We start from the raw sequence: 20,125 nt of genomic DNA on the forward strand, positions 1-20,125 counted from the left end.
TCAGTAGTGAAACCGCTCAGCGCCGATGGTAGTGTGGGGCCTCCCCATGCGAGAGTAGGTCATCGTCAGGCACTTATTAGAAAACCCCGAGTACTCTGTGCTCGGGGTTTTTGCTGTGGGCAGAATAAAAGAGGCGAGAATAATCAATAGGCCTTGCGATGCTGACAAACCCCGGCAATCCAGGTCTCTTGAATGGCGCGGTCATCGCCGAGCATCATCAACGCAAAAAGGCGCTCGGCAAGCGTTTGGCAGCGCTGACTGCGTCTGGCAAGCAGTGGGCTCGCCGTGGTATCGATTACCACGAAATCGGCCTCGAAACCTGGGGCAAGCCGACCAATACAGTGATCAAGCGATAGCGTTTTGGCGTTGCCCAGGGTTAGCCCGTAAAACCCTTGCCAGGCGGTCAAGGGTTGCCCCGCGAGTTGGCCGACCTGATAGGCCGCTTTGAGAGTGGAAAAGCCATCGAGATCGGTGCCCGCGCCAATGTCGCTGGCGTAGGTATAGGCAAGGCCTGCCGCGTCAGCGGCGTGGCGATCGAAAAGCCCACTGCCTAAAAAGAGGTTGGAGCTTGGGCAAAAGGCGATGCTACTGCCCTGAGCGGCAAGGCGTGAGCGCATGCTGGGCGTTAGGTGTACGCCGTGGGCGAAGGTGCTACGTGGCCCGAGCAGCCCCGAGGTTTCATAAACGCTGAGATAATCCTTTTCAGTGGGAAATAACTCCTCTACCCATTTCATTTCGTTGAGGTTCTCGGCCAGGTGCGTCTGTAGCCAGAGGGTTGGATCGTTGCGACGCAGTGCCCCGGTGGCATCCAGCTGGGCCTTCGTCGAGGTAGGCGCAAAGCGTGGGGTCAGGCTATAGCCCAAGCGCTTTTTGCCATGCCAATCGGCGATGAGACGCTCGGTATCTTTGATGCCGTTGTCGCCATCGAGTAGTGCCTCGGGAGCATTGCGATCCATCAATACCTTGCCGCCCAGTAAACGCACATCGCGCTTCAGCGCTGCTGTGAAAAGTGCCTCCATGGAAGTGCGGTGGCTCGATCCAAATACCTGCGCCGTCGTAGTGCCGTGGCCCAGCATTTGGTCGAGAAAGTCCTCGGCATGACGGGAAGCGACCTCGAGGTCGGCAAAGCGACACTCTTCGGGAAAGGTGTACTCATTGAGCCAATCGAGCAGCTGTCGGCCGTATGAAGCCATAATGTCGAGCTGGACGTAGTGCACGTGAGAGTCGATGAAGCCTGGCATGATCAGCTTGCCGCGATGATCGTACAGGGTGGCCGAGGCGGGAGCGCTGGGTGCAAGCTCTGAGTAGTGGCCAACGCGATGAATGTGCCCATCGCGTAGCCACAAAAGGCCATCGGCATAGTGGTCAAGGCTATCTGCGCTGGGCGTATTCGCCTCGCCAGGATTAGCGTTGAAGCTTAAGAGTTCGGCGCGAATGAGTGTGTCGGTGGGAGCGGTCATAAAGGCTCGTGTGTATTGATAGAGGTAAAAATGGCGCGTAGCGCCTCGCTTTCCAGGCCGCGGGTTTCGCGTGTCCTGGGCGTGGTAACGCGTTGGAGTAGCTCGGCGACCGCCGTAAGGGCGATGGCATAAGGGCGTTTGTCTTCGAGTTTTTGCCCGGCGATATGGCCGATGGGGCAGCGAATGCGCGCTTCGAATTCAAGGCTAGGTGCCTCGCGATGCAGCCGCGCTTTGAAGCTCGCACGTTTACTTGCAGAGCCAATCAGCCCGATCGAGGCCAGATCGTCGCGCTGAAGCAGCGCTTTGCACAGCGCGTAGTCCTCATCGTGACAGTGGGTCATGATCAGTGCATGCACGCCTGGGGCGAGCTGGGATACGGCATCATTAACGTCGTTCAAAAGATGGCACGTCAATCTATCGGCGCCGTCAGTATCGGTAAAGGCGTGAGGGCGGCTGTCGTACCACCGGATGCGCCAGGAGAGCGGGGTAGCGAGCGCGACGAAGGCATGCGCAACATGCCCAGCGCCAAATAGCGCAATCTCCGTTTCCGCGCCGGGAAAGGCTTCGAGCAGAACATTGATTCCCCCGCCACAGCACTGGCCGCTGCGTGCCCCGAGCGAGAACGCCTCCAGGCGCAGGCCAAAGCGACGCTCGGCAAGACTACACCGAGCGAGCTCGATCACCTGCCATTCGAAGGTGCCGCCCCCAAGCGTATCGAAGCAATCCTTGGCGGTAATCACCATGCGTGCACCGGGCTCGCGTGGCGTCGAACCTTGGCTGGTAAGCACGCTGGCGAGCACATGCGGCACGCCTTCGCGCTGCAGCCGGTGCAAAGCGGCGTGCCACGACTCAGCGAGAGCGTTCAAAACGCAGACGTCCGCAGGCGCTGGGCGGCGAGCAGGACGCGTTCGGGCGTTGCTGGCGTATCCAGGCGCGGCGCCTGGCGATAATCCACCAAGCTCGCCAGTGCATCGCGCAGCGCCGACCAGACGCTAATGCCCAGCATGAACGGCGGCTCGCCTACGGCTTTGGAGCGATAAAGGCTCGCCATCGAATTGGGATGCCCCTCCATCAGCGCAACGTTGAACACCGGCGGGAGATCGCCAAAGGCGGGTATCTTATAGGTCGCGGGTCCATCGGAAAGCAGCACGCCTTTATCGTTCCACGACAGCTCTTCGCTGGTCAGCCAGCCCATGCCTTGCACGAAGCCGCCCTCCACCTGGCCGATGTCGATCGCCGGATTGATCGAGTTACCCACGTCGTGCAGGATATCCACGCGCTCGACGCGGTACTCGCCGCTCAGGGTGTCGACGCTGACCTCCGCCACGGCGGCGCCAAAGGCGTAGTAGTAGAAAGGCCGCCCCTGGCCCGTCGTGCGGTCGTAATGAATTAGCGGTGTGGCGTAAAAGCCTTTTTCCGACAGCGAAACGCGGTTGAGGTAGGCTGTCTGAATCAGCTCTCCCCAGCCTATGCGTCGCTCGCTCTCGCCGGTGCCGACGATGAGCTCGCCACGCTCTAAACGCATATCGGCGCGCTCGAAGTCCGGGTAGTGCGCGGCGGCGAAATCGAACAGCCGCTCGCGCAGGCGTATGGCAGCGTCGCGTGCGGCCATACCATTGAGATCGGTGCCGCTGGAGGCAGCGGTGGGCGAGGTGTTGGGCACCTTGTCGGTGCGCGTGGCGCTAATGCGTACCTCATCGAGATCGAGCCCAAGTTCCAACGCTACCGTCTGACACACCTTGGTGTGCAGCCCCTGACCCATCTCGGTACCGCCGTGGTTGATCAGCACGCTGCCATCGGTGTAGACGTGAAGTAGGGCGCCGGCTTGATTGAGGTGCTGAGCGGTGAACGAGATACCGAACTTGACCGGCGTGAGCGCCAAGCCGCGCTTGATGATTCGGCTATCTGCGTTGAACTGGGTGATGGCTTCGCGCCGCTGCCAGTAATCGCTGCTTCGTTCTAACTGCGCGATCAGTGCATGCAACAGCCCGCGTTGATCGACCGTTTGGCCATAGTGCGTCGTCTCCCGACCCTCGCGGTAGAAATTGCGCTTACGGATGGTCAACGGGTCTTCGCCCAGACGTCGAGCGATGTCATCCATGGCAGCTTCGATCACCATCATCCCCTGGGGCCCGCCAAAGCCGCGAAAGGCGGTGTTGGAGGCGGTGTGGGTGCGTGCTCGATAGCCTACGACGCGCGCCTCGCCAAGCGAATAGGCGTTGTCGGCATGAAACATGGCGCGATCGACGATGGCATCGGAGAGATCGGGGGAGTAGCCGCAGTTGCCGATCAGAGTGATGTCGCCGCCTTGAATCACGCCTTGCTCATCGGTGGCGAGGCGGTAGTGGTTGTGAAAGGGGTGACGCTTGCCTGTCAGGTGCATGTCGTCGCGGCGGGGTAGGCGCAGCCGTGCAGTACGACCGGTCCGGCGCGCGATAATCGCGGCTATACAGGCCCAGGGTGAGGCCTGCGTCTCTTTGCCGCCAAATCCACCGCCCATGCGTCGTACCTCGACTACTACGGCGTGCAGCGGAATGCCAAGTACTTCGGCAACGAGCTTCTGGGTTTCGCTGGGGTGTTGGTTGGAGGTATGAACGACGACGCCATCGTCTTCGGTAGGGTGGACCACACAGGCTTGGCCTTCCAGGTAGAAATGCTCTTGCCCGCCGACGTCGAGCTCGCCCTCTATGCAGTGAACCGCCTCATCCAGGCGTGCTTGCCAGTTTCCTGAGCACTGTTCGTGGGGAGGGCGCACGAAATCCGCCTTGGCAGCCGCCTCAATAGGATCGAGGCTTGGCGTCTGTTCGTCGAACCTGATCGTCGCAAGCGCTACCGCGCGGCGTGCCAGCGTAAGGCTTTGTGCGGCGACGGCAAACAGGCACTGTCCGGCATAGCCAATCTCGCGCTCGACGAACAGTGGGTCACCGGGAAAGACGGGGCCGATATCGCTATGCCCGGGAATGTCAGCAAAGGCGATGACGTCGACCACGCCCTCGGCGCGGCGTACGGCGTCGAGATCGAGCGCCGTCAGCGTGCCATGGGCGATGGGGGAAAGCCCTAGAGCGATATGCAGCGCATTGGCGGGCGAGGGGAGATCATCGATATAGCGCGCCTTGCCGCTGACGTGATTGACCGCGCTTTCGTGAGCGCAAGCGCTGCCCGCCTGTCGATGTTCCTGTTTCTGCCCCTCTTTCTGGTCCTGGGGTTCGACGGTTTGGCGCGCCAGGGGGGCGTCGCCCTTGATCTTGCCGTCGAGTTCATGACGGGCGCGGGCGCTTTCACGATCTAGCTTAACGAGCGTACGCATGCAGCATGACCTCCTCATCTTCTGAAGTGAGTACGAGGAACAAGCGCTCGAGCAGATTGGCGGCGGCCTGCTGGCGATAATCGCTGCTGCCGCGTGCGTCGCTCATTGGCTGGAAACTCTTCTCAAGCTGCGCGCGGGCCTGGGCAAAGGTCGCTGCATCGATGGGCTGACCTTCAAGCGCCTGCTCGACGCTGAGCGCCCGTGCAGGTGTCGCGGCCATGCCGCCGAAGGCGACGCGCACGTCCTGCAGCGTGCCCTGCTCTACGCGGTAGTAAAAGGCGCCGAGCAGAGCGGATATATCGTCTTCGCGCCGCTTGGAGAGCTTCCATACCTTGAGCTGAACCTCGGGCGGACGCTGAGGCACGAAGATCGCGGCAATGACCTCGTCGTCGGCCAGGGCCGTTCGTTTGTAGTCGAGAAAAAAGTCCGTTAGAGGCAGATCCCGCCTGCCTCGCGTGCTGACGAGCCGCAGTTTCGCATCGAGGGCCAAGAGCACTGGCGGTGTATCACCGATGGGAGACGCATTAGCGATATTGCCGCCGAGCGTACCCTGATGGCGAATCTGCTGGGAGCCGAGGCGATGGAGCAGATGGGCAAAGGCGGGAAAGTGTGCGTGCGCCCAGGGCGTCAACGCCTCGAAAGTGATGCCAGCGCCGATCCACCAGCCCTGCTGGCCTGCGTGCTCGGCAGCGTCGATCTTACGCAGTTCATCGACGCCGCTAAGATCGATCAGGCGTGAAAGGGGCTTGAGTCGTTGGGTACTTTCGAGCCAAAGGTCAGTCGCGCCGGCGACCAATCGGGCGTTTGGATGATCGCGGCGCAGCGTTACTAGTTCATCGAGCGTTTGCGGGCGTAGGTAAAATGCGGCATCACTGCCGGGCGTGGGAGCCTCTGTCGGATCTGTTGTTACGCTCTCAGCGTCGGCCTGGCTAACCGTATCTTGGACAACATCGTGTGGTGCATCGAGATCGAACATGGCAAGGGCGGCGTCGCGAATGGGCCGATACCCCGTACAGCGGCATAGATTGCCACCCAGCGTCGCCTCCAGGCTTTCTTGGTCGGGCGGTGTGGTGTTGCCACGCTCGGCCTCATGGCGCACGCGCTCATAGAGAGTGAACAGCGACATCACGATCCCCGGTGTACAAAAGCCGCACTGGCTGGCATGGCACTCCACCATCGCCTGCTGAGCCGGGTGTAGCGTACCCGCTGCGCTCAACCCCTCGACGGTCACGAGGCGTTTACCCTTGAGCTTGGCGGCCGGCGTGATACAGCTGTTGATACTGCGATAGCCTTGAGTAGCGTTATCGGAGAGGGCCACGGTGCAGGCACCGCAGTCGCCCGAAGCGCAACCCTCTTTGGTGCCGGTTAAACCCAGTTGCTCGCGTAACAGCGTTAGAATGCTGGTGTCTGGCGCAATGTCGCAGTGCTGTTGCCTGCCATTGAGCACGAAGTCGATCGTTGTCATGCCAAGCTCCATTATGATTGTGTCTTGACCGATCGGTCAGTTTGCTTGAGCTTGAGACAAAATGGTGGGCCTTGCAAGCCTTTGATCGATGCACTGAAATAGAGCGTCAAAAGGCCAATTGCGCCATGAAAACGCAAGGAAATGATCAATGAAGTCAACGCCTGCGCGCACGGATACCGATAGTCGCCATGCCGTCGAAGCGCGCATCCTGACCGCCGCCGAAGCCGTCTTCGCCCAGCACGGCTACCGCGGGGCCAGCCTCCAGGCCATTGCTGACAAGGCGTCGTTGCCCAAAGCTAATGTGCTCTACTATATGCGCTCCAAACAGGCGCTCTATTTACGCCTGCTCGATCGGATGATGCGGCGTTGGAACGCCGTGCTCGACGATATCACCCCGGAGAGCGATCCCGCCCAGGTATTGAGTGACTTTATTCGCACTAAAATGGTGCTAGGGCAGCGTTTCCCCGAGGGTTCGAAACTCTTTGCCGCTGAAATTTTGGCAGGTGCCCCCTTTCTGGGTGAGTACCTTTCGGGTGAGCTCCGACTTTGGGTCGAAGAGCGGGTACGCATCATGCGGCAATGGAGCGCGCAGGGTAAAATGGACGATGTCGACCCGCGCTGGCTGATTTTTCTCATCTGGTCGGCTACCCAGCACTACACCGAATACAGTGCCCAAATTCACGGCGTTCTAGGCCAGGATTCGCTAACCAACGCGGATCTTGAGGCGGCGACCGACTTTCTCGTGGGCGTCATTCTCAAAGGCTGCGGCTTGTCCGCGCCCTCTGGAGCCTAGCATGCTGCCTATCGATGCCATTCTCGATACGTTGGGCGCGGCGCTCGACGACCACCCAAGCGCCGTTTTGGTGGCCCAGCCGGGGGCGGGCAAAACCACCCGCGTACCGCCTTATCTACTCGAGCGCTCTTGGTGCCAAGGGCAGCGTCTTTTGCTGCTCGAGCCGCGCCGGGTCGCCGTACGCCTTGCCGCTAGTTTCATGGCCGAGCAATTGGGAGAGGTCGTAGGTAAGCGCATAGGCTATCGCATGCGCGGCGAGAGCCGGGTTAGCGCCGAAACACGGCTCGAAGTGGTCACGCCGGGCGTGCTACTGCGTCTTCTACAGAGCGATCCGCTTCTTGAAGGTGTTGCCGGTATCGTCTTCGATGAGTTTCATGAGCGAAGTTTAGCGGCCGATTTAGCGCTGGCGCTGGCGCTGGATGTGCAGAGCAGCGTTCGCGAGGAGCTACGCCTTTTGGTGATGTCGGCCACGCTCGATACCCAGGCAGTGCGCGCAGCGCTAGGGGAGCAGACGCCGATACTCGACTGCCCTGGGCGCGAGTATCCGGTCGAAACGCGCTACCGACCGCTGCGCGAGCGCGATGATCAAACGATGCAAGTCGCCAGCGTGCTCGATGAGGCGCTAACGCTGCCCCAGACGCAGAGCATGTTGCTAATTGCCCCGACGATCCGTGACGTTAACCAGTTCGTCGACGCCTTTACCCCGCGCTATCCAGAGCTTGAGGTTAGACCGCTGCACGGGGGACTCTCGCTTGACGACCAGCAAGTGGCGCTAACGCCAAGCCCAGTTAAAGCCAGCCAAACCCAACCCAGCCAAGTCAAACCCAGCAAAAATAAAAAGCGCCTTATCGTGGCCACCGCCATTGCCGAATCCAGCCTCACCGTGCCCGATGTCAACGTGGTCATCGATCTTGGGCGCGAGCGGGTGCCGGTGTTCGAGACGCGCAGTGGCTTTGCGCATTTAGCTACACGACGCGTTAATCGCGCCAGTGCCGATCAGCGCCGCGGCCGCGCGGGGCGAACAGCGCCTGGGTGGTGTTTTCGGCTCTGGGCCAGCGAACAGCCCCTCGCGCCTTTTGGCGAGCCCGAAATGCTTCAGGCCGATGTGAGCGGTGTCGTTCTCGAACTTGCCCAGTGGGGCGTTACTTCACCCAATGCTCTGCGCTGGGTAACGCCGGTGCCCGTCAGTGCCTGGGAAAAAGGCCAGGCGCTGCTACAGCTTCTGGGCGCCTTGGACACAGACGGCGGCTTGACGCCGCTCGGGCGACGCAGCAGTGAATGGCGGCTCTCGCCGCGTCTGGCCATCATGCTGGCGCGCGCCGATGAGCTAAAGGCCATGGCGTTGGCCTGCGCGCTCGCGCCGTTGTTGGAGAGCGAGGGGAGCGAAGGCGGCTTTTCCTTGGCTGCCTTGCAGGAGCGATTACGGCAGCCCATGCGCTACCCGCTATGGAGACGCGAAGCGGCGCGTCTGGCGCGCCAGGCCAAGGTGGCGCTGCCTACTGCGGTCGATGAAGAGCAGCTCTCGGGGCTGCTAGCCTTGGCGTATCCTGATCGGTTGGCTCAGCGCACGGAAGAAGGGCGGTTTCGCTTGGTCAACGGCGTGACCGCACGGCTTGCGCCTAGCGACCCCCTTGCCCACTCAGCCTGGTTGGTGGCCGTTGAAGCCCACCGCCAAGATGTAGCTGAAAGCTCGGGTGAGGTGATTCGTGGAATACGCTGCGCGGTGGCGCTCAGCCGAACGATGATCGAGCGTCTATACGGCGTGCACCTGGGCTGGCAACCTCGCGTTGAATGGGACGATGCCGAGGGCAGGTTGATCGGGCGCGAACAGCGCAGCTTAGGGGCCTTGGTGGTAGCGCAGCGACCGCTGAATACGCTGCCTCGTGAGCGGATTAGCGCAGCCTTGATCGAGGCGCTACGCCAGCGTCCTTGGCTACTTACCCAGAATGAGGCGCTAAGTAATCTGCGCGGTCGGTTGATGTTATTGCATCAACACCATGGCGAGGCAGGCTGGCCCGACCCCGCCGAAGCGCCACTTCTTGCCTCGCTCGAAACCTGGCTTGGGCCTTATCTCGACGGTATCACCCGGCTTGCTCAGTTTGAGAAAGCGCCCCTAGAGAACTGGTTTAGACAACGCCTAACCTGGGAACAGCAGGTAGCGCTTGAACGTCTTGTGCCCGCATCGCTCCCGGTGCCGAGCCAAGCCGATATTACGCTTGACTATGCGCCCTGTCTTGGCGGTCAGCCCCCTGTGCTCGCACTTAAATTGCAAGAAGCTTTTGGCTGGCGCCAAACGCCGACAGTGCTCGATGGAGAAGTGACGGTCATGGTGCATCTTCTCTCCCCGGCCCGACGTGTGCTGCAAATCACTCAGGATTTGGCGCATTTTTGGCAGCACGGCTATCCCGACGTAAGAAAGGAGATGCGTGGACGCTACCCCAAGCATCCTTGGCCCGAAGATCCGCTGACGGCGTTAGCTACGGCTGCTACCAAGCGCAAAATGGCGCGTCACTGAGCGGGAGTGTTTTGTGGGATGACGCCTGGCTCGCGATAACGCACGCCTTCGGCCTGCTGCTCTTCGAAGCGCTTGTTGTCGTCCTCGGCAACAACGCCTAGGACGGTCTTCTGCGAGCCGTCGGGCCAGGTATAGGTCGTGCAGCCAGAAAGAAGCAAGACAACGCCCATGAGGGTAAAAGGAATCGCGAGCTGGATGGTGCGCCGTAAGGCCATGGGTAACTCCCTGAAATGAACGGGCACTAAACCAGAGCGTGCCATCTGTGGCGACTATAGTGACCACCTATGCCGTTGTAAATCGACTTCTAACATCGATAGCATCGAGCTGATAAAAGCGAGCGTATAGGCTGGTACCCGTTGAACCTCGCGATTGGTCAAATGGCGTATTTATGCCACCCTTGAGGGGAGCCTCGGGACGATGCTCGCACTTTCACCCATTAAGCCTTCATCGTACGGGGTAGCGATAGGTGATGGCCGTATGAATCAGTACGTGTTGCAAAGTAAGGAAACTGACGACATGAACGCAGGCTCTCAACGCCGCCTGAATTGGCTGGTGTGGCTTACGCTGGCAGGAACCCTCTTTACCACCGTGGTCATGCTAGTGGGGGCATGGACCCGGCTAGTGGATGCCGGGCTTGGCTGCCCCGATTGGCCGGGGTGTTACGGCAAACTGTTGGTGCCCGATAGCGAACATGCCTATTTGCATCATCCCGATGCGCCGCTCGATCCTTTCAAGGCTTCCATGGAGATGTTTCACCGCTACCTGGCGACGCTTCTGGGCATCGTCGTTCTGCTCGTGGTGCGTCTAGGCTGGTCGCAGCGGCGCCAAGCTGCTTATCCATGGCGTTTGAGTCTCGTGCTCTTGGTGGCCGTCATCATTCAAGGCGCTTTCGGCGCCTACACCGTTACGCTCAAACTCTGGCCGCAGGTAGTGACACTGCACCTACTCGGCGGCATGTGTGTGCTGGCGTTGTTTCTCTGGTTGCACTTGCGGCTACGTCGTCTGAGGCGGACCCATGACGCTCCACGACGCCAGCCTACGCCCTGGTGGGGCATGGCTGCTGGGCTCCTCGTACTGCAATTGGCTCTGGGCGGCTGGGTATCCAGTAACTATGCCGGTATTGCTTGCCAGGGCATGCCAACGTGTAACGGCGAGTGGTGGCCGTCCATGGACGTTAGCGAAGGTTTTCATTTGACCCAAACCGTAGGTCCAAACTATCTGCATGGCCAGCTGCACGCCGATGCCCGCACCGCGATCCATATGGGCCACCGACTTGGTGGCCTACTGTTGGGCGTGGCACTTATCATGCTCTGGTGGCGCACCCGATTAGCGCCGGGTATGGCAGGCCCCATGCGCCTGGTAGTGGCACTTTTTGCTATTCAATGCCTTATTGGCGCTGCCAATGTGCTGATGTGGTTACCGCTATGGCTTGCCTTGGTACATACCGCTGGCGCCATTGCGCTCTCCATGGGGCTACTGTGGGCTTGGTGGCAGTGGCGCTACGCTTGTGTGGATATCAAAAGCAAACGCGGTTGCGCTGAGGTATTGAAACTGCAAATGTCTTGAGTTTGCCTGATGTAAAGCTTTTGTATAATATTTTGTCGCTGCCCACTGGCCTAACGCAATCATTCGCGAGAGAGTGCCGTATTAGCTGCATTGCTGGGCTGTGAAAGAGGTAGGCATAGGTAGTTATGTAAGTCGTTCAACACCCTAGAAAAGCGCTACCGTGTACAATCACGATCGAATCGCGAGTTAAACGCAGGGCAATAGGATACTGATATGAACGCTATAACGGCATTTCTTCTACTCGCTATCGCGCTGATCGTCATCGTGGCGCTGGCTGCTTACGCCATGAAACTGCGCCGCGAAGTCAAAAAGCGCGAGCGGTTTCGCTTGGATGAAGATCAGCGGGCGCAAACCAACAGCCTGGAAAACTTGGACTTGGTGGTTAGCGCGCTAATCCAAGAGCAGGTCGAAATCACTGAGGGGTCCTGGCGCTGCAAGGTACTGCTGGACATCATCGATCCCAGTTTGAACGAACGGGCCGAGTTTCGTCCTTTTGCCGAGGTATACCAGCGCACCCAGCATTTGAAAACGCATTCTGCTCGTAAGGCACTTACCCCGCGTGAGCGCATGCAGGAAGATCGTGAGCGTTTGGAGGTCGAACAGCAGTGGCGCAGCGAGGTGCTAAAAGCTGCCGAAGCCATACGGCAATGGCGGCTTGACGGTGCAGGCGCGCTGCATTGAACGCATGTGGCGATAAAGACGCAGCGCTACGCAGAAGTGTATTGACGCTACATGGCGACGCGATGAAAGACATGATTACGTTTTTTGTGCAAAGTGGCGGTGTAACTACGCCAAATTCACCTAGCTTTGCTATGCTGAACACTGCCGAAACAAGCAAGAAGTTGATAACTCGGCATTGTTGCCTTCTTTCACATAAACGTGAATGATAGGCTTACGTCGGTGCCCGGCTACGGTCAGGTGCCTGACAAAAAAAGGATGCTCTCGGAATAAGAAGCATTGGATAGGCATGGATCGACGACGTTCCGTGTCAGCATTGGATCAAGAAGGAGTCTTGCATGAAAAAATCCACGACTGGCTTGTTAATCGGCTCAGCGCTCGTAGTTGGCCTGTCAGGCTGCGCCAGCTCTGCCTCTCAAAGTTCCGGTCAGGCAGGTGCAAGCAGCGATCGCAGCTGGTACCAGCATCCTGCCGTCTGTGGTCTGGCGGGCGGTCTGATCGGTGGTGGTCTGGGCTACGCCGTAAGCGGTAGCTCCGACGAGGAGTCCGGTGCTGCGACCGGTGCTGCCGCTGGTGCCGCTATTGGTGGCCTGCTGTGTGCTGACCGTACGCCCGAGCCCGTAGCGCCGCAGTGTCCCACCTACGGTGACGTACCTGCTGGCGTTGCCGTTGACGCTCAAGGTTGCCCGCTAGACTCCGACGGTGACGGCGTGCCGGACTACCGCGACCAGTGCCCGGGTACCCCTGCTGGTGTTGAAGTCGATGCCGTAGGCTGCCCGCTGGACTCCGACGGTGACGGCGTACCGGATTACCGCGACCAGTGCCCGAACACCCCGGCTGGCGTTGAAGTCAACGCGCTGGGCTGCCCGGAAAGTCTGGTACTGCGCGACGTCAACTTCGAATTTGACTCCGCTCAGCTGACTGGCCCTGCGCAACAGGTTCTTAACGGCGTTGCCGAGCGTCTGGTCAACAACCCTGACGTTCGTGTCAGCATCGAAGGCCACACCGATTCACGCGGTTCTGCTGAATACAACCAAAACCTGTCTCAGCGTCGCGCGGAATCCGTTGCCGCTTACCTGGCACAGCGTGGCGTTCAGTCCAACCGTATGCGTGCGGTCGGTTACGGCGAAGAGCGGCCGGTAGCCACCAACGATACCGATGCCGGTCGTGCTCAGAACCGTCGCGTCGAACTGGACGAGTGGAACTAAGTTCTTAGGAAAAGTTCTTAGGCAAACGCTTAAGCAACACGTTCTTTTGTCTAGATTCTCTACGAAAAGGGGGCGGTTAAGCACCCGAACGTAAGCGCCGCTAGTGTTTAATGGGAGTGATCTCATGCTAGCGGCGCCAGAACCATACCGAACGGAAGGCTTAGGCCTTCCGTTTTTTATTTCATGGTCGCGACAAACTCTGTTAGGATTTTTGGCTGCTTTTTGAGCAGGATGGGCGTATCTTGCACACCTCTCGATTGGTATCAGCCTCCTCAAGACCCAGATAGCGATATGTGATCCTTGGTATGGCTCACCACTGCGCTCAAGGAAATATAGACATGCCCATAGTTACACTGCCCGATGGCAGTCAGCGCACCTTCGATGCGCCGCTTTCCGTTATGCAGCTCGCCGCATCCATTGGCCCTGGTTTAGCCAAGGCGTGCGTAGCTGGAAAAATCGATGGTACGCTCGTGGATGCAGCAGATGTGATCGACCACGATGCCGACGTGGCGATCATTACGGCTCGCGACCCGGAGGGCCTAGAGATCATTCGCCACTCCTGCGCTCACTTGATCGGCCATGCGGTCAAGCAGCTCTATCCCGAAGCCAAGATGGCCATCGGTCCGGTCATCGAAGATGGTTTTTACTACGATATCGAATTTGGCGACTCCATCACGCCCGACGATCTGAGTGCGATCGAAAAACAGATGCAGGTGCTGATCGACAAGGAGTACGACGTCGTACGCGAATACGTCGACCGCGATCGCGCCATGCAGACCTTCGTCGAGCGCAATGAGCCTTACAAGCAAGAGATCGTCGAAGGTATTCCGCAGGACGCCACTATTCGGCTGTACCACCATGAAGAGTACACCGACATGTGTCGTGGGCCGCACGTGCCCAATACACGCCATTTGAAAGCCTTCAAGCTGACCAAGCTGGCGGGGGCTTACTGGCGTGGCGACGCTGCCAACACTATGTTGACGCGTATCTACGGCACCGCCTGGGGCGACAAGAAGCAGCTCAAGGCCTACCTGCAGCGCCTCGAAGAGGCGGAAAAGCGCGACCACCGTAAGCTCGCGCGCAAGATGGACCTGTTCCATCTGCAGGAAGAAGCGCCGGGCATGGTCTTCTGGCACCCCAATGGTTGGACCATGTATCAGGCGCTGGAAAGCTATATGCGCCAGGTGCAGCGCGAGCACGGCTATCAGGAGATCAAGACCCCACAGGTGGTCGATCTATCGCTATGGAAGCGTTCGGGGCACTGGGGGCACTATAGCGAGCTTATGTTCACCACCGAGTCGGAAAAGCGCGAGTACGCCGTCAAACCGATGAATTGCCCCTGTCACGTTCAGGTGTTCAATCAAGGGTTGAAGAGCTACCGTGACTTGCCGCTGCGTCTGGCTGAGTTTGGCAGCTGTCACCGTAATGAACCTTCTGGATCCCTTCACGGTCTGATGCGCGTTCGTGGCTTTACCCAGGACGATGCTCACATCTTCTGTACCGAAGGACAGATCCAGGAGGAGGCCGAAGCCTTCATTCGGTTGACCCTTGAAGTGTATAAGACGCTGGGTTTCGACGACGTCGAGCTCAAGCTCTCGACTCGCCCAGAAGATTTTCTTGGCGAAGCCGAAATGTGGGATCGTGCGGAGCAGGGGCTCGAAGCTGCGCTCAATGCCACGGGTCTTAACTGGGAGCTTCAGCCCGGTGAGGGTGCGTTCTACGGACCCAAGATCGAATTTGCCCTGCGCGATTGTCTCAATCGGGTTTGGCAATGTGGTACGCTTCAGCTAGATTTCAACCTGCCAGGCCGTTTGGGCGCTCAATATGTCGATGAAGATGGAGCGCGCAAGACGCCGGTCATGCTGCACCGGGCCATTCTCGGTTCGTTCGAACGCTTCCTGGGTATCTTGATCGAACACTACGCAGGCGCTATGCCGCTTTGGCTTGCACCACAGCAAGCCGTAGTGATGACGATCACCGATGCGCAGAAGGAGTATGCCCTGGAATTGGAGCGTCGCCTGCAAAAAAATGGCCTGCGCGTCAAGGCGGACTTGAGGAACGAGAAGATCGGCTTTAAAATCCGCGAGCATACGTTGCAGAAAGTTCCCTATCTCCTGGTGGTAGGAGATAAGGAAGTCGAAGCTGACTCAGTGGCCGTGCGTACACGCAGCGGCGAAAACCTCGGCACAATGACGGTCGACCAGTTCATCGAACGTGTTGATGCAGAGCGAGCAGCCCTGGCGACATCGTCAATTGCCTAAGGAGACGGAGCAATCAAGCGAAGCAATCAGCGCGGGCGCCCAGCAGACAAGCGCCCACCAATGAACGAGAGAATCACCGAAACTGAAGTACGCCTCATCGATAGCGAAGGCGAGCAGCTAGGTGTCGTCCCGACCACCGAGGCGCTAGAGCGCGCCGAGAGCGCTGGTCTGGATCTCGTACAAATCTCAAATGCCGATCCGATCGTGTGTAAGATCATGGATTATGGCAAATTCGTCTTCGAGCAGAAGAAGCAGAAAGCTGCTCAGAAGAAGAAGCAGAAGCAAATCCAGGTCAAGGAAGTCAAATTCCGTCCTGGCACCGACGAGGGTGACTATCAGGTGAAGCTGAAAAACCTGATGCGCTTTCTCGAGGGTGGTGACAAGGGTAAGGTCACATTGCGCTTCCGTGGACGTGAAATGGCGCACCAGGACATCGGCCGCAAGCTGATGGAACGGATCGCTGCGGACCTGGAAGAGATCGGAGCGGTCGAGTCCTTCCCTAAGATGGAAGGCCGCCAGATGATCATGATTCTTGCCCCCAAGAAGAAGTGATCCAACGGCACTTTAAACGAGCCAGCGCCAATGGCGCTGGCTGGCCCTGGGTTTTCTAAAAAATATCGAGCGGAGTTATCCTCATGCCGAAAATCAAGAGCAACAGCGGCGCTGCCAAGCGCTTCAAGAAGACGGCCAACGGTTTCAAGCACAAGCAGTCATTCCGTAGCCACATCCTGACCAAGAAATCGACCAAGCGTAAGCGTCAGCTGCGTGGCATGAAGCAAGTTCATGCAGCCGACAAAGCCTTGATCCAGCGCATGCTGCCGAACCTCTAAGGTCGGGTTTTCCTTTTTCTGGGTGCATCCCAGCATCAATGTCAGGAGTGAGTTATGACTCGTGTTAAGCGTGGCGTAGTTGCCCGTCGTCGCCATAAGAAAGTAATGAAGCAGGCCAAAGGTTACTATGGCGCCCGTTCACGTGTATTCCGCGTAGCCAAGCAGGCCGTCATCAAGGCCGGCCAGTACGCCTACCGTGACCGCCGTAACCGTAAGCGTCAGTTCCGTGCCCTGTGGATCCAGCGTATCAACGCCGGTGCACGTCTGAACGGCCTGTCTTACAGCCGTTTCGTCGGTGGTCTGAAAAAGGCTGGCATCGAAATCGACCGTAAAGTACTGGCGGATCTGGCCGTTCACGAGAAGGCAGCATTTGCTGCCATCGTGGAGAAGGCCAAGGCTGCCCAGTAAGACGCCGCTGCCGACCTTTGGGTCGGCAATGGTGTCTCAGGTCATTTCAGTGTGACCCATCCAGGGGAAGAGCAGCCGCTCTTCCCCTGTTTTTTGTCATGGTAAAATGCCACCCCTTTTGAGAAGCACGGTCTCTAGAGCATGGTTGCTAGGGGCACAGTCTCGATGGGTACAATCGCTTAATTCGGAGTAAAGACGGATGGATCATCTTCCAGCGTTGGTCACACAGGCGCAAGGTGCGATTCAGGCCGCAGAAAGCGTCGCGGCCCTGGACGAGCTGCGCGTTCGCTATCTGGGCAAAAAAGGCGACGTCACGGCGCTGCTCAAGGGGCTTGGTAAGCTGCCTCCCGAAGAGCGTCCTGCCGCCGGTGAGCGGATCAACCAGGCCAAGCAGACGCTGGCCGACGAGATCGATGCCAAACGCCAAGCGCTTGAAAGCGCCGCGCTCGATGCGCGCCTGGCCGCTGAAAAGATCGATGTTACGCTGCCGGGAAGAGGGCAGCGCAACGGCGGTCTGCATCCGGTTACGCGTACCCTCGAGCGTATCGAAGCGCTGTTTACTCGGATCGGCTACGATGTGGCGGTCGGCCCCGAGATCGAAGACGACTATCACAACTTCGAAGCGCTCAACATTCCAGCACACCACCCGGCGCGCGGCATGGCCGATACCTTCTACTTCGATGCCACGCGACTGCTGCGTACCCATACCTCGCCGGTGCAGGTGCGCACGATGAAAAGCACCGAACCGCCGATTCGTATCGTCTGCCCAGGTCGCGTCTATCGCAGCGACTCGGATCTGACCCATACGCCGATGTTCCATCAGGTCGAAGGTCTTTTAGTCGATGAGGGCGTGAGCTTCGCCGACCTCAAGGGCACCATCGAGGATTTCCTGCAGGCGTTTTTCGAGCGTGACGATCTGTCGGTGCGTTTTCGCCCCTCTTACTTCCCCTTCACCGAGCCCTCGGCCGAGGTCGACATTCAATGCGTCATGTGTGGCGGCGATGGCTGTCGTGTTTGCTCGCATAGCGGCTGGCTCGAGGTGATGGGCTGCGGCATGGTGCACCCAGCGGTGTTTCGCCATTCGGGTATCGATACCGAGCGCTTTACGGGCTTTGCCTTCGGAATGGGCGCTGAGCGCTTGGCGATGCTGCGCTACGGGGTCAACGACCTGCGGCTGTTCTTCGAGAACGACCTGCGCTTCTTGCGCCAATTCGCCTGATACCCCGATAACGCACAGGAAAGAACATGAAATTTTCAGAACAGTGGCTGCGTGAATGGGTATCGCCCGCTCTCGACGCTCAAGGCATTGCCGACCAAATCACCATGGCAGGGCTCGAGGTCGATGCCGTCGAGCCGGTAGCGCAGGCCTTCAGCGGCGTGGTCGTGGCCGAAGTGCTGAGCAAAGAGCGTCACCCCGACGCCGACAAGCTCAACGTGTGCACCGTGTCCGTTGGCGCTGACGCCCCCGTGCAGGTGGTGTGTGGCGCGCCCAACGTCGATGTGGGCCAGAAAGTGCCTTTTGCCCAGGTGGGTGGGGTACTGCCGGGTGATTTCAAGATCAAGAAAGCCAAGCTGCGCGGCGTCGAATCCTTCGGCATGATCTGTTCGGCATCGGAGTTGGGGCTGGCCGAAGAGGTCTCGCCGGGTATTCTCGTGCTGCCCGCAAGCGCGCCGGTGGGCGATGATTTTCGCGCCTACATGCAGCTCGACGACAGCACCATCGAGGTCGACCTAACGCCCAACCGCGGTGATTGCCTTAGTGTCCGCGGCCTCGCACGCGAAGTCGGCGTGCTCAACCGCTTGGCGGTTACATCCCCTACGATTACGCCGACGCCGGTTACCAGCGAGATGACGTTCCCCGTGCGCGTCGAGGCAAGTGCCCAATGCCCGCGCTATCTTGGGCGCGTGATCGAAGGTGTCGACGTCAGTGTCGAAACACCGCTGTGGATGGTCGAGCGGCTGCGTCGTAGCGGCGTGCGCTCCATCGATGCCGTGGTCGATATCACCAACTACGTGATGCTTGAGCAGGGGCAGCCGCTGCACGCTTTCGATCTTGCCAATCTGAGCGATGAAGTCGTTGTGCGTATGGCCAAACAAGACGAGTCGCTGGTGCTGCTCGACGGGCAGGAGGTTACTCTGCGCGACGATACACTCGTGATTGCCGATGCCAAGAGGCCGCTCGCCATGGCAGGCATCATGGGAGGCGAGCACTCCGGGGTGGGTGCCTCGACTCAAAACGTCTTCTTGGAGTCGGCGTTTTTCGACACCTTAGCGATTGCCGGGCGCGCCCGCGCCTACGGCTTGCATACCGACGCCTCGCACCGCTATGAGCGTGGAGTCGATCCCGAACTTGCGCCTCTGGCCATCGAGCGCGCGACGCAGCTGCTTTGCGATATCTGTGGCGGTAAAGCTGGGGCTATTGTCAGCGCAGAGAGCGCCGAGCACCTACCGGCCGCGCGCTCGATTGCGCTGCGCGAGGCGCGTCTAGAGGCCGCGCTCTCCAAGCGTTTGGAAGCCGATGATGTCAGCGATATGCTGGCGCGCCTGGGGCTTGAGGTCGAGCGTACGTCAGCTGGCTGGCAGGCGCAGGCGCCGAGCTGGCGCTTCGATATTGCCATCGAAGAGGATCTGATCGAAGAAGTCGCGCGTATCCACGGCTACAACAATCTGCCCGTACGCCGTCCGGCGGCGCGATTGGCGCTGCGCTCGGGTGACGAAGCGGGTATCGATCTTGGGCGTCTTCGCCGCCAAATGGTAGCGCGCGGCTATCAAGAGGCAGTGACCTACAGTTTCGTTGCCCCCGAGCTCCAAGCGGTCATGCTGCCTGAAGCAGTATCGCCGGTGCTTGCCAACCCCATCTCTGCGGATCTATCGGTCATGCGGGCAAGCCTGTTTCCGGGGCTGGTGCGGGCGCTCGAGCATAACCTCAATCGTCAGCAGAGCCGCGTTCGTCTGTTCGAGACGGGCTTAATCTTCAACGGTGAGCTCGATGCTCTGAGCCAGGTGCCCATGCTTGGCGGCTTGGCGTCAGGTAAGCGTGATCTCGAAGGCTGGGCGGCCAGCAGTGACGCAGTCGACTTTTTCGACGTCAAAGGCGATATCGAAAGCCTGCTGGCGCTGGGGGAGAGCGACGACTGGCGCTTCGAACCCGGTACCCATCCGGCGCTACACCCTGGGCAGTGCGCGCGCATTCTGCATCGCGGTGAAGAGGCCGGTTGGCTGGGTACGCTGCACCCTGAAGTGCGCGCCAAGCTGGGGCTCAAGCAAGATGCTGTACTGTTCGAAGTGCGCCTGGATGCGCTGAGTCAGGGGCGTATTCCTGCCTTCACGCCGTTGTCGCGCTACCCCGAAGTGCGCCGCGACTTGGCCTTCATCATCGGCGCCGAAACGCCGGTTCAGGCGCTTTTCGATAGCGTCAGGGCGCAGGCGGGGGAATATCTCAAGGATCTCAAGCTGTTTGATGTCTACTCTGGAAAGGGCGTTGCCGAAGGACACAAGAGTATCGCCTTGGGCTTGACCTGGCAGCATCCATCGCGCACCCTAAACGATGAAGAAATCAATCAGTTGATCGATTCGATCGTGACACAGGTGCGTGTTGAACTGAAGGCTGAGCTGCGTGGCTGAAACCCATGAG

16 protein-coding genes are annotated in these 20,125 nt (G+C 59.4%); 11 read left to right on the forward strand and 5 right to left on the reverse strand.

The genetic code is table 11. The features are described 5' to 3' along the window. Positions 1–143 precede the first annotated feature (143 nt). Genes guaD through xdhA form a run of 4 tightly spaced genes read right to left on the reverse strand, consistent with a single transcriptional unit; the run spans position 144 to position 6,232 of the window. The gene (guaD, locus tag LLY24_RS14440) at positions 144–1,460 is read right to left on the reverse strand and encodes a guanine deaminase (protein WP_259037009.1); all 1,317 of its coding nucleotides are present in this window, start codon (positions 1,458–1,460) and stop codon (positions 144–146) included. Beyond that, a complete protein-coding gene (gene xdhC / locus LLY24_RS14445; RefSeq protein WP_259037010.1) occupies positions 1,457–2,326 on the reverse strand; it encodes a xanthine dehydrogenase accessory protein XdhC in 870 nt (289 codons plus the stop codon). The genes guaD and xdhC overlap by 4 nt, the downstream gene beginning before the upstream one ends. Further along, positions 2,323–4,767 (reverse strand): xanthine dehydrogenase molybdopterin binding subunit, encoded by a 2,445-nt coding sequence (gene xdhB, locus LLY24_RS14450; RefSeq protein ID WP_259037011.1) that lies wholly within the window; start codon positions 4,765–4,767, stop codon positions 2,323–2,325. The genes xdhC and xdhB overlap by 4 nt, the downstream gene beginning before the upstream one ends. Further along, complete coding sequence (xdhA, locus tag LLY24_RS14455) at positions 4,751–6,232, reverse strand: xanthine dehydrogenase small subunit (RefSeq protein ID WP_259037012.1); 1,482 nt, start codon at positions 6,230–6,232, stop codon at positions 4,751–4,753. The genes xdhB and xdhA overlap by 17 nt, the downstream gene beginning before the upstream one ends. A 148-nt stretch (positions 6,233–6,380) precedes the next feature. Here xdhA and LLY24_RS14460 point away from each other — a divergent pair, with 148 nt between their 5' ends. Together LLY24_RS14460 and hrpB are read left to right on the forward strand one after the other, a co-directional pair. Then, on the forward strand, positions 6,381–7,025 hold the full coding sequence (locus LLY24_RS14460; RefSeq protein WP_259037013.1) for a TetR/AcrR family transcriptional regulator: 645 nt from the start codon (positions 6,381–6,383) through the stop codon (positions 7,023–7,025). A 1-nt stretch (position 7,026) separates the two neighbouring features. Then, on the forward strand, positions 7,027–9,540 hold the full coding sequence (gene hrpB, locus LLY24_RS14465) for an ATP-dependent helicase HrpB (protein WP_259037014.1): 2,514 nt from the start codon (positions 7,027–7,029) through the stop codon (positions 9,538–9,540). Here the strand turns inward: hrpB and LLY24_RS14470 are convergent. Continuing rightward, positions 9,534–9,755, reverse strand: a complete 222-nt coding sequence (locus tag LLY24_RS14470) for a hypothetical protein (RefSeq protein WP_259037015.1) — start codon at positions 9,753–9,755, stop codon at positions 9,534–9,536. The genes hrpB and LLY24_RS14470 overlap by 7 nt on opposite strands. Positions 9,756–10,056: 301 nt before the next feature. Here LLY24_RS14470 and LLY24_RS14475 point away from each other — a divergent pair, with 301 nt between their 5' ends. From LLY24_RS14475 to pheT, 9 genes are all read left to right on the forward strand, one after another. Continuing rightward, positions 10,057–11,106 carry a COX15/CtaA family protein gene (locus LLY24_RS14475; protein ID WP_259037016.1) on the forward strand — a complete coding sequence of 350 codons (1,050 nt, stop codon included), beginning with the start codon at positions 10,057–10,059 and terminating at the stop codon, positions 11,104–11,106. A gap of 213 nt (positions 11,107–11,319) precedes the next feature. Beyond that, positions 11,320–11,787 (forward strand): DUF2489 domain-containing protein, encoded by a 468-nt coding sequence (locus tag LLY24_RS14480; RefSeq protein WP_259037017.1) that lies wholly within the window; start codon positions 11,320–11,322, stop codon positions 11,785–11,787. A gap of 335 nt (positions 11,788–12,122) precedes the next feature. Next, positions 12,123–12,992, forward strand: a complete 870-nt coding sequence (locus tag LLY24_RS14485) for an OmpA family protein (RefSeq protein ID WP_259037018.1) — start codon at positions 12,123–12,125, stop codon at positions 12,990–12,992. Positions 12,993–13,330: 338 nt separating this feature from the next. Next, entirely contained in the window at positions 13,331–15,253 is a 1,923-nt protein-coding gene (gene thrS, locus LLY24_RS14490; RefSeq protein WP_259037019.1) for a threonine--tRNA ligase, read from the forward strand. 60 nt (positions 15,254–15,313) lie between these two features. Further along, positions 15,314–15,805, forward strand: coding sequence for a translation initiation factor IF-3 (gene infC, locus LLY24_RS14495; RefSeq protein ID WP_259037020.1), 492 nt, complete (start codon positions 15,314–15,316; stop codon positions 15,803–15,805). 83 nt (positions 15,806–15,888) lie between these two features. Next, entirely contained in the window at positions 15,889–16,083 is a 195-nt protein-coding gene (gene rpmI / locus LLY24_RS14500) for a 50S ribosomal protein L35 (RefSeq protein WP_016913943.1), read from the forward strand. A 54-nt stretch (positions 16,084–16,137) separates the two neighbouring features. Continuing rightward, entirely contained in the window at positions 16,138–16,491 is a 354-nt protein-coding gene (gene rplT, locus LLY24_RS14505; protein ID WP_259037021.1) for a 50S ribosomal protein L20, read from the forward strand. A 199-nt stretch (positions 16,492–16,690) separates the two neighbouring features. Next, positions 16,691–17,710: a phenylalanine--tRNA ligase subunit alpha gene (gene pheS, locus LLY24_RS14510; protein WP_259037022.1), complete on the forward strand. Its 1,020-nt coding sequence runs from the start codon at positions 16,691–16,693 to the stop codon at positions 17,708–17,710. Positions 17,711–17,736: 26 nt separating this feature from the next. Continuing rightward, positions 17,737–20,115: a phenylalanine--tRNA ligase subunit beta gene (gene pheT / locus LLY24_RS14515; protein WP_259037023.1), complete on the forward strand. Its 2,379-nt coding sequence runs from the start codon at positions 17,737–17,739 to the stop codon at positions 20,113–20,115. Positions 20,116–20,125 lie beyond the last annotated feature (10 nt).

Origin of the sequence: Halomonas dongshanensis (assembly GCF_024790395.1) — a bacterium.
Taxonomy (GTDB): Bacteria; Pseudomonadota; Gammaproteobacteria; order Pseudomonadales; family Halomonadaceae; genus Vreelandella; species Vreelandella dongshanensis.

Excerpts from the sequence above, each read along its gene's own strand:
- infC (WP_259037020.1), top strand. The coding sequence starts at position 15,314 with ATGAACGAGAGAATCACCGAAACTGAAGTACGCCTCATCGATAGCGAA.
- thrS (WP_259037019.1), top strand. The coding sequence starts at position 13,331 with ATGCCCATAGTTACACTGCCCGATGGCAGTCAGCGCACCTTCGATGCG.
- rpmI (WP_016913943.1), top strand. The coding sequence starts at position 15,889 with ATGCCGAAAATCAAGAGCAACAGCGGCGCTGCCAAGCGCTTCAAGAAG.
- LLY24_RS14480 (WP_259037017.1), top strand. The coding sequence starts at position 11,320 with ATGAACGCTATAACGGCATTTCTTCTACTCGCTATCGCGCTGATCGTC.
- LLY24_RS14460 (WP_259037013.1), top strand. The coding sequence starts at position 6,381 with ATGAAGTCAACGCCTGCGCGCACGGATACCGATAGTCGCCATGCCGTC.
- LLY24_RS14475 (WP_259037016.1), top strand. The coding sequence starts at position 10,057 with ATGAACGCAGGCTCTCAACGCCGCCTGAATTGGCTGGTGTGGCTTACG.
- pheS (WP_259037022.1), top strand. The coding sequence starts at position 16,691 with ATGGATCATCTTCCAGCGTTGGTCACACAGGCGCAAGGTGCGATTCAG.
- pheT (WP_259037023.1), top strand. The coding sequence starts at position 17,737 with ATGAAATTTTCAGAACAGTGGCTGCGTGAATGGGTATCGCCCGCTCTC.
- hrpB (WP_259037014.1), top strand. The coding sequence starts at position 7,027 with ATGCTGCCTATCGATGCCATTCTCGATACGTTGGGCGCGGCGCTCGAC.
- guaD (WP_259037009.1), bottom strand. The coding sequence starts at position 1,460 with ATGACCGCTCCCACCGACACACTCATTCGCGCCGAACTCTTAAGCTTC.
- xdhA (WP_259037012.1), bottom strand. The coding sequence starts at position 6,232 with ATGACAACGATCGACTTCGTGCTCAATGGCAGGCAACAGCACTGCGAC.
- xdhB (WP_259037011.1), bottom strand. The coding sequence starts at position 4,767 with ATGCGTACGCTCGTTAAGCTAGATCGTGAAAGCGCCCGCGCCCGTCAT.
- LLY24_RS14470 (WP_259037015.1), bottom strand. The coding sequence starts at position 9,755 with ATGGCCTTACGGCGCACCATCCAGCTCGCGATTCCTTTTACCCTCATG.
- rplT (WP_259037021.1), top strand. The coding sequence starts at position 16,138 with ATGACTCGTGTTAAGCGTGGCGTAGTTGCCCGTCGTCGCCATAAGAAA.
- LLY24_RS14485 (WP_259037018.1), top strand. The coding sequence starts at position 12,123 with ATGAAAAAATCCACGACTGGCTTGTTAATCGGCTCAGCGCTCGTAGTT.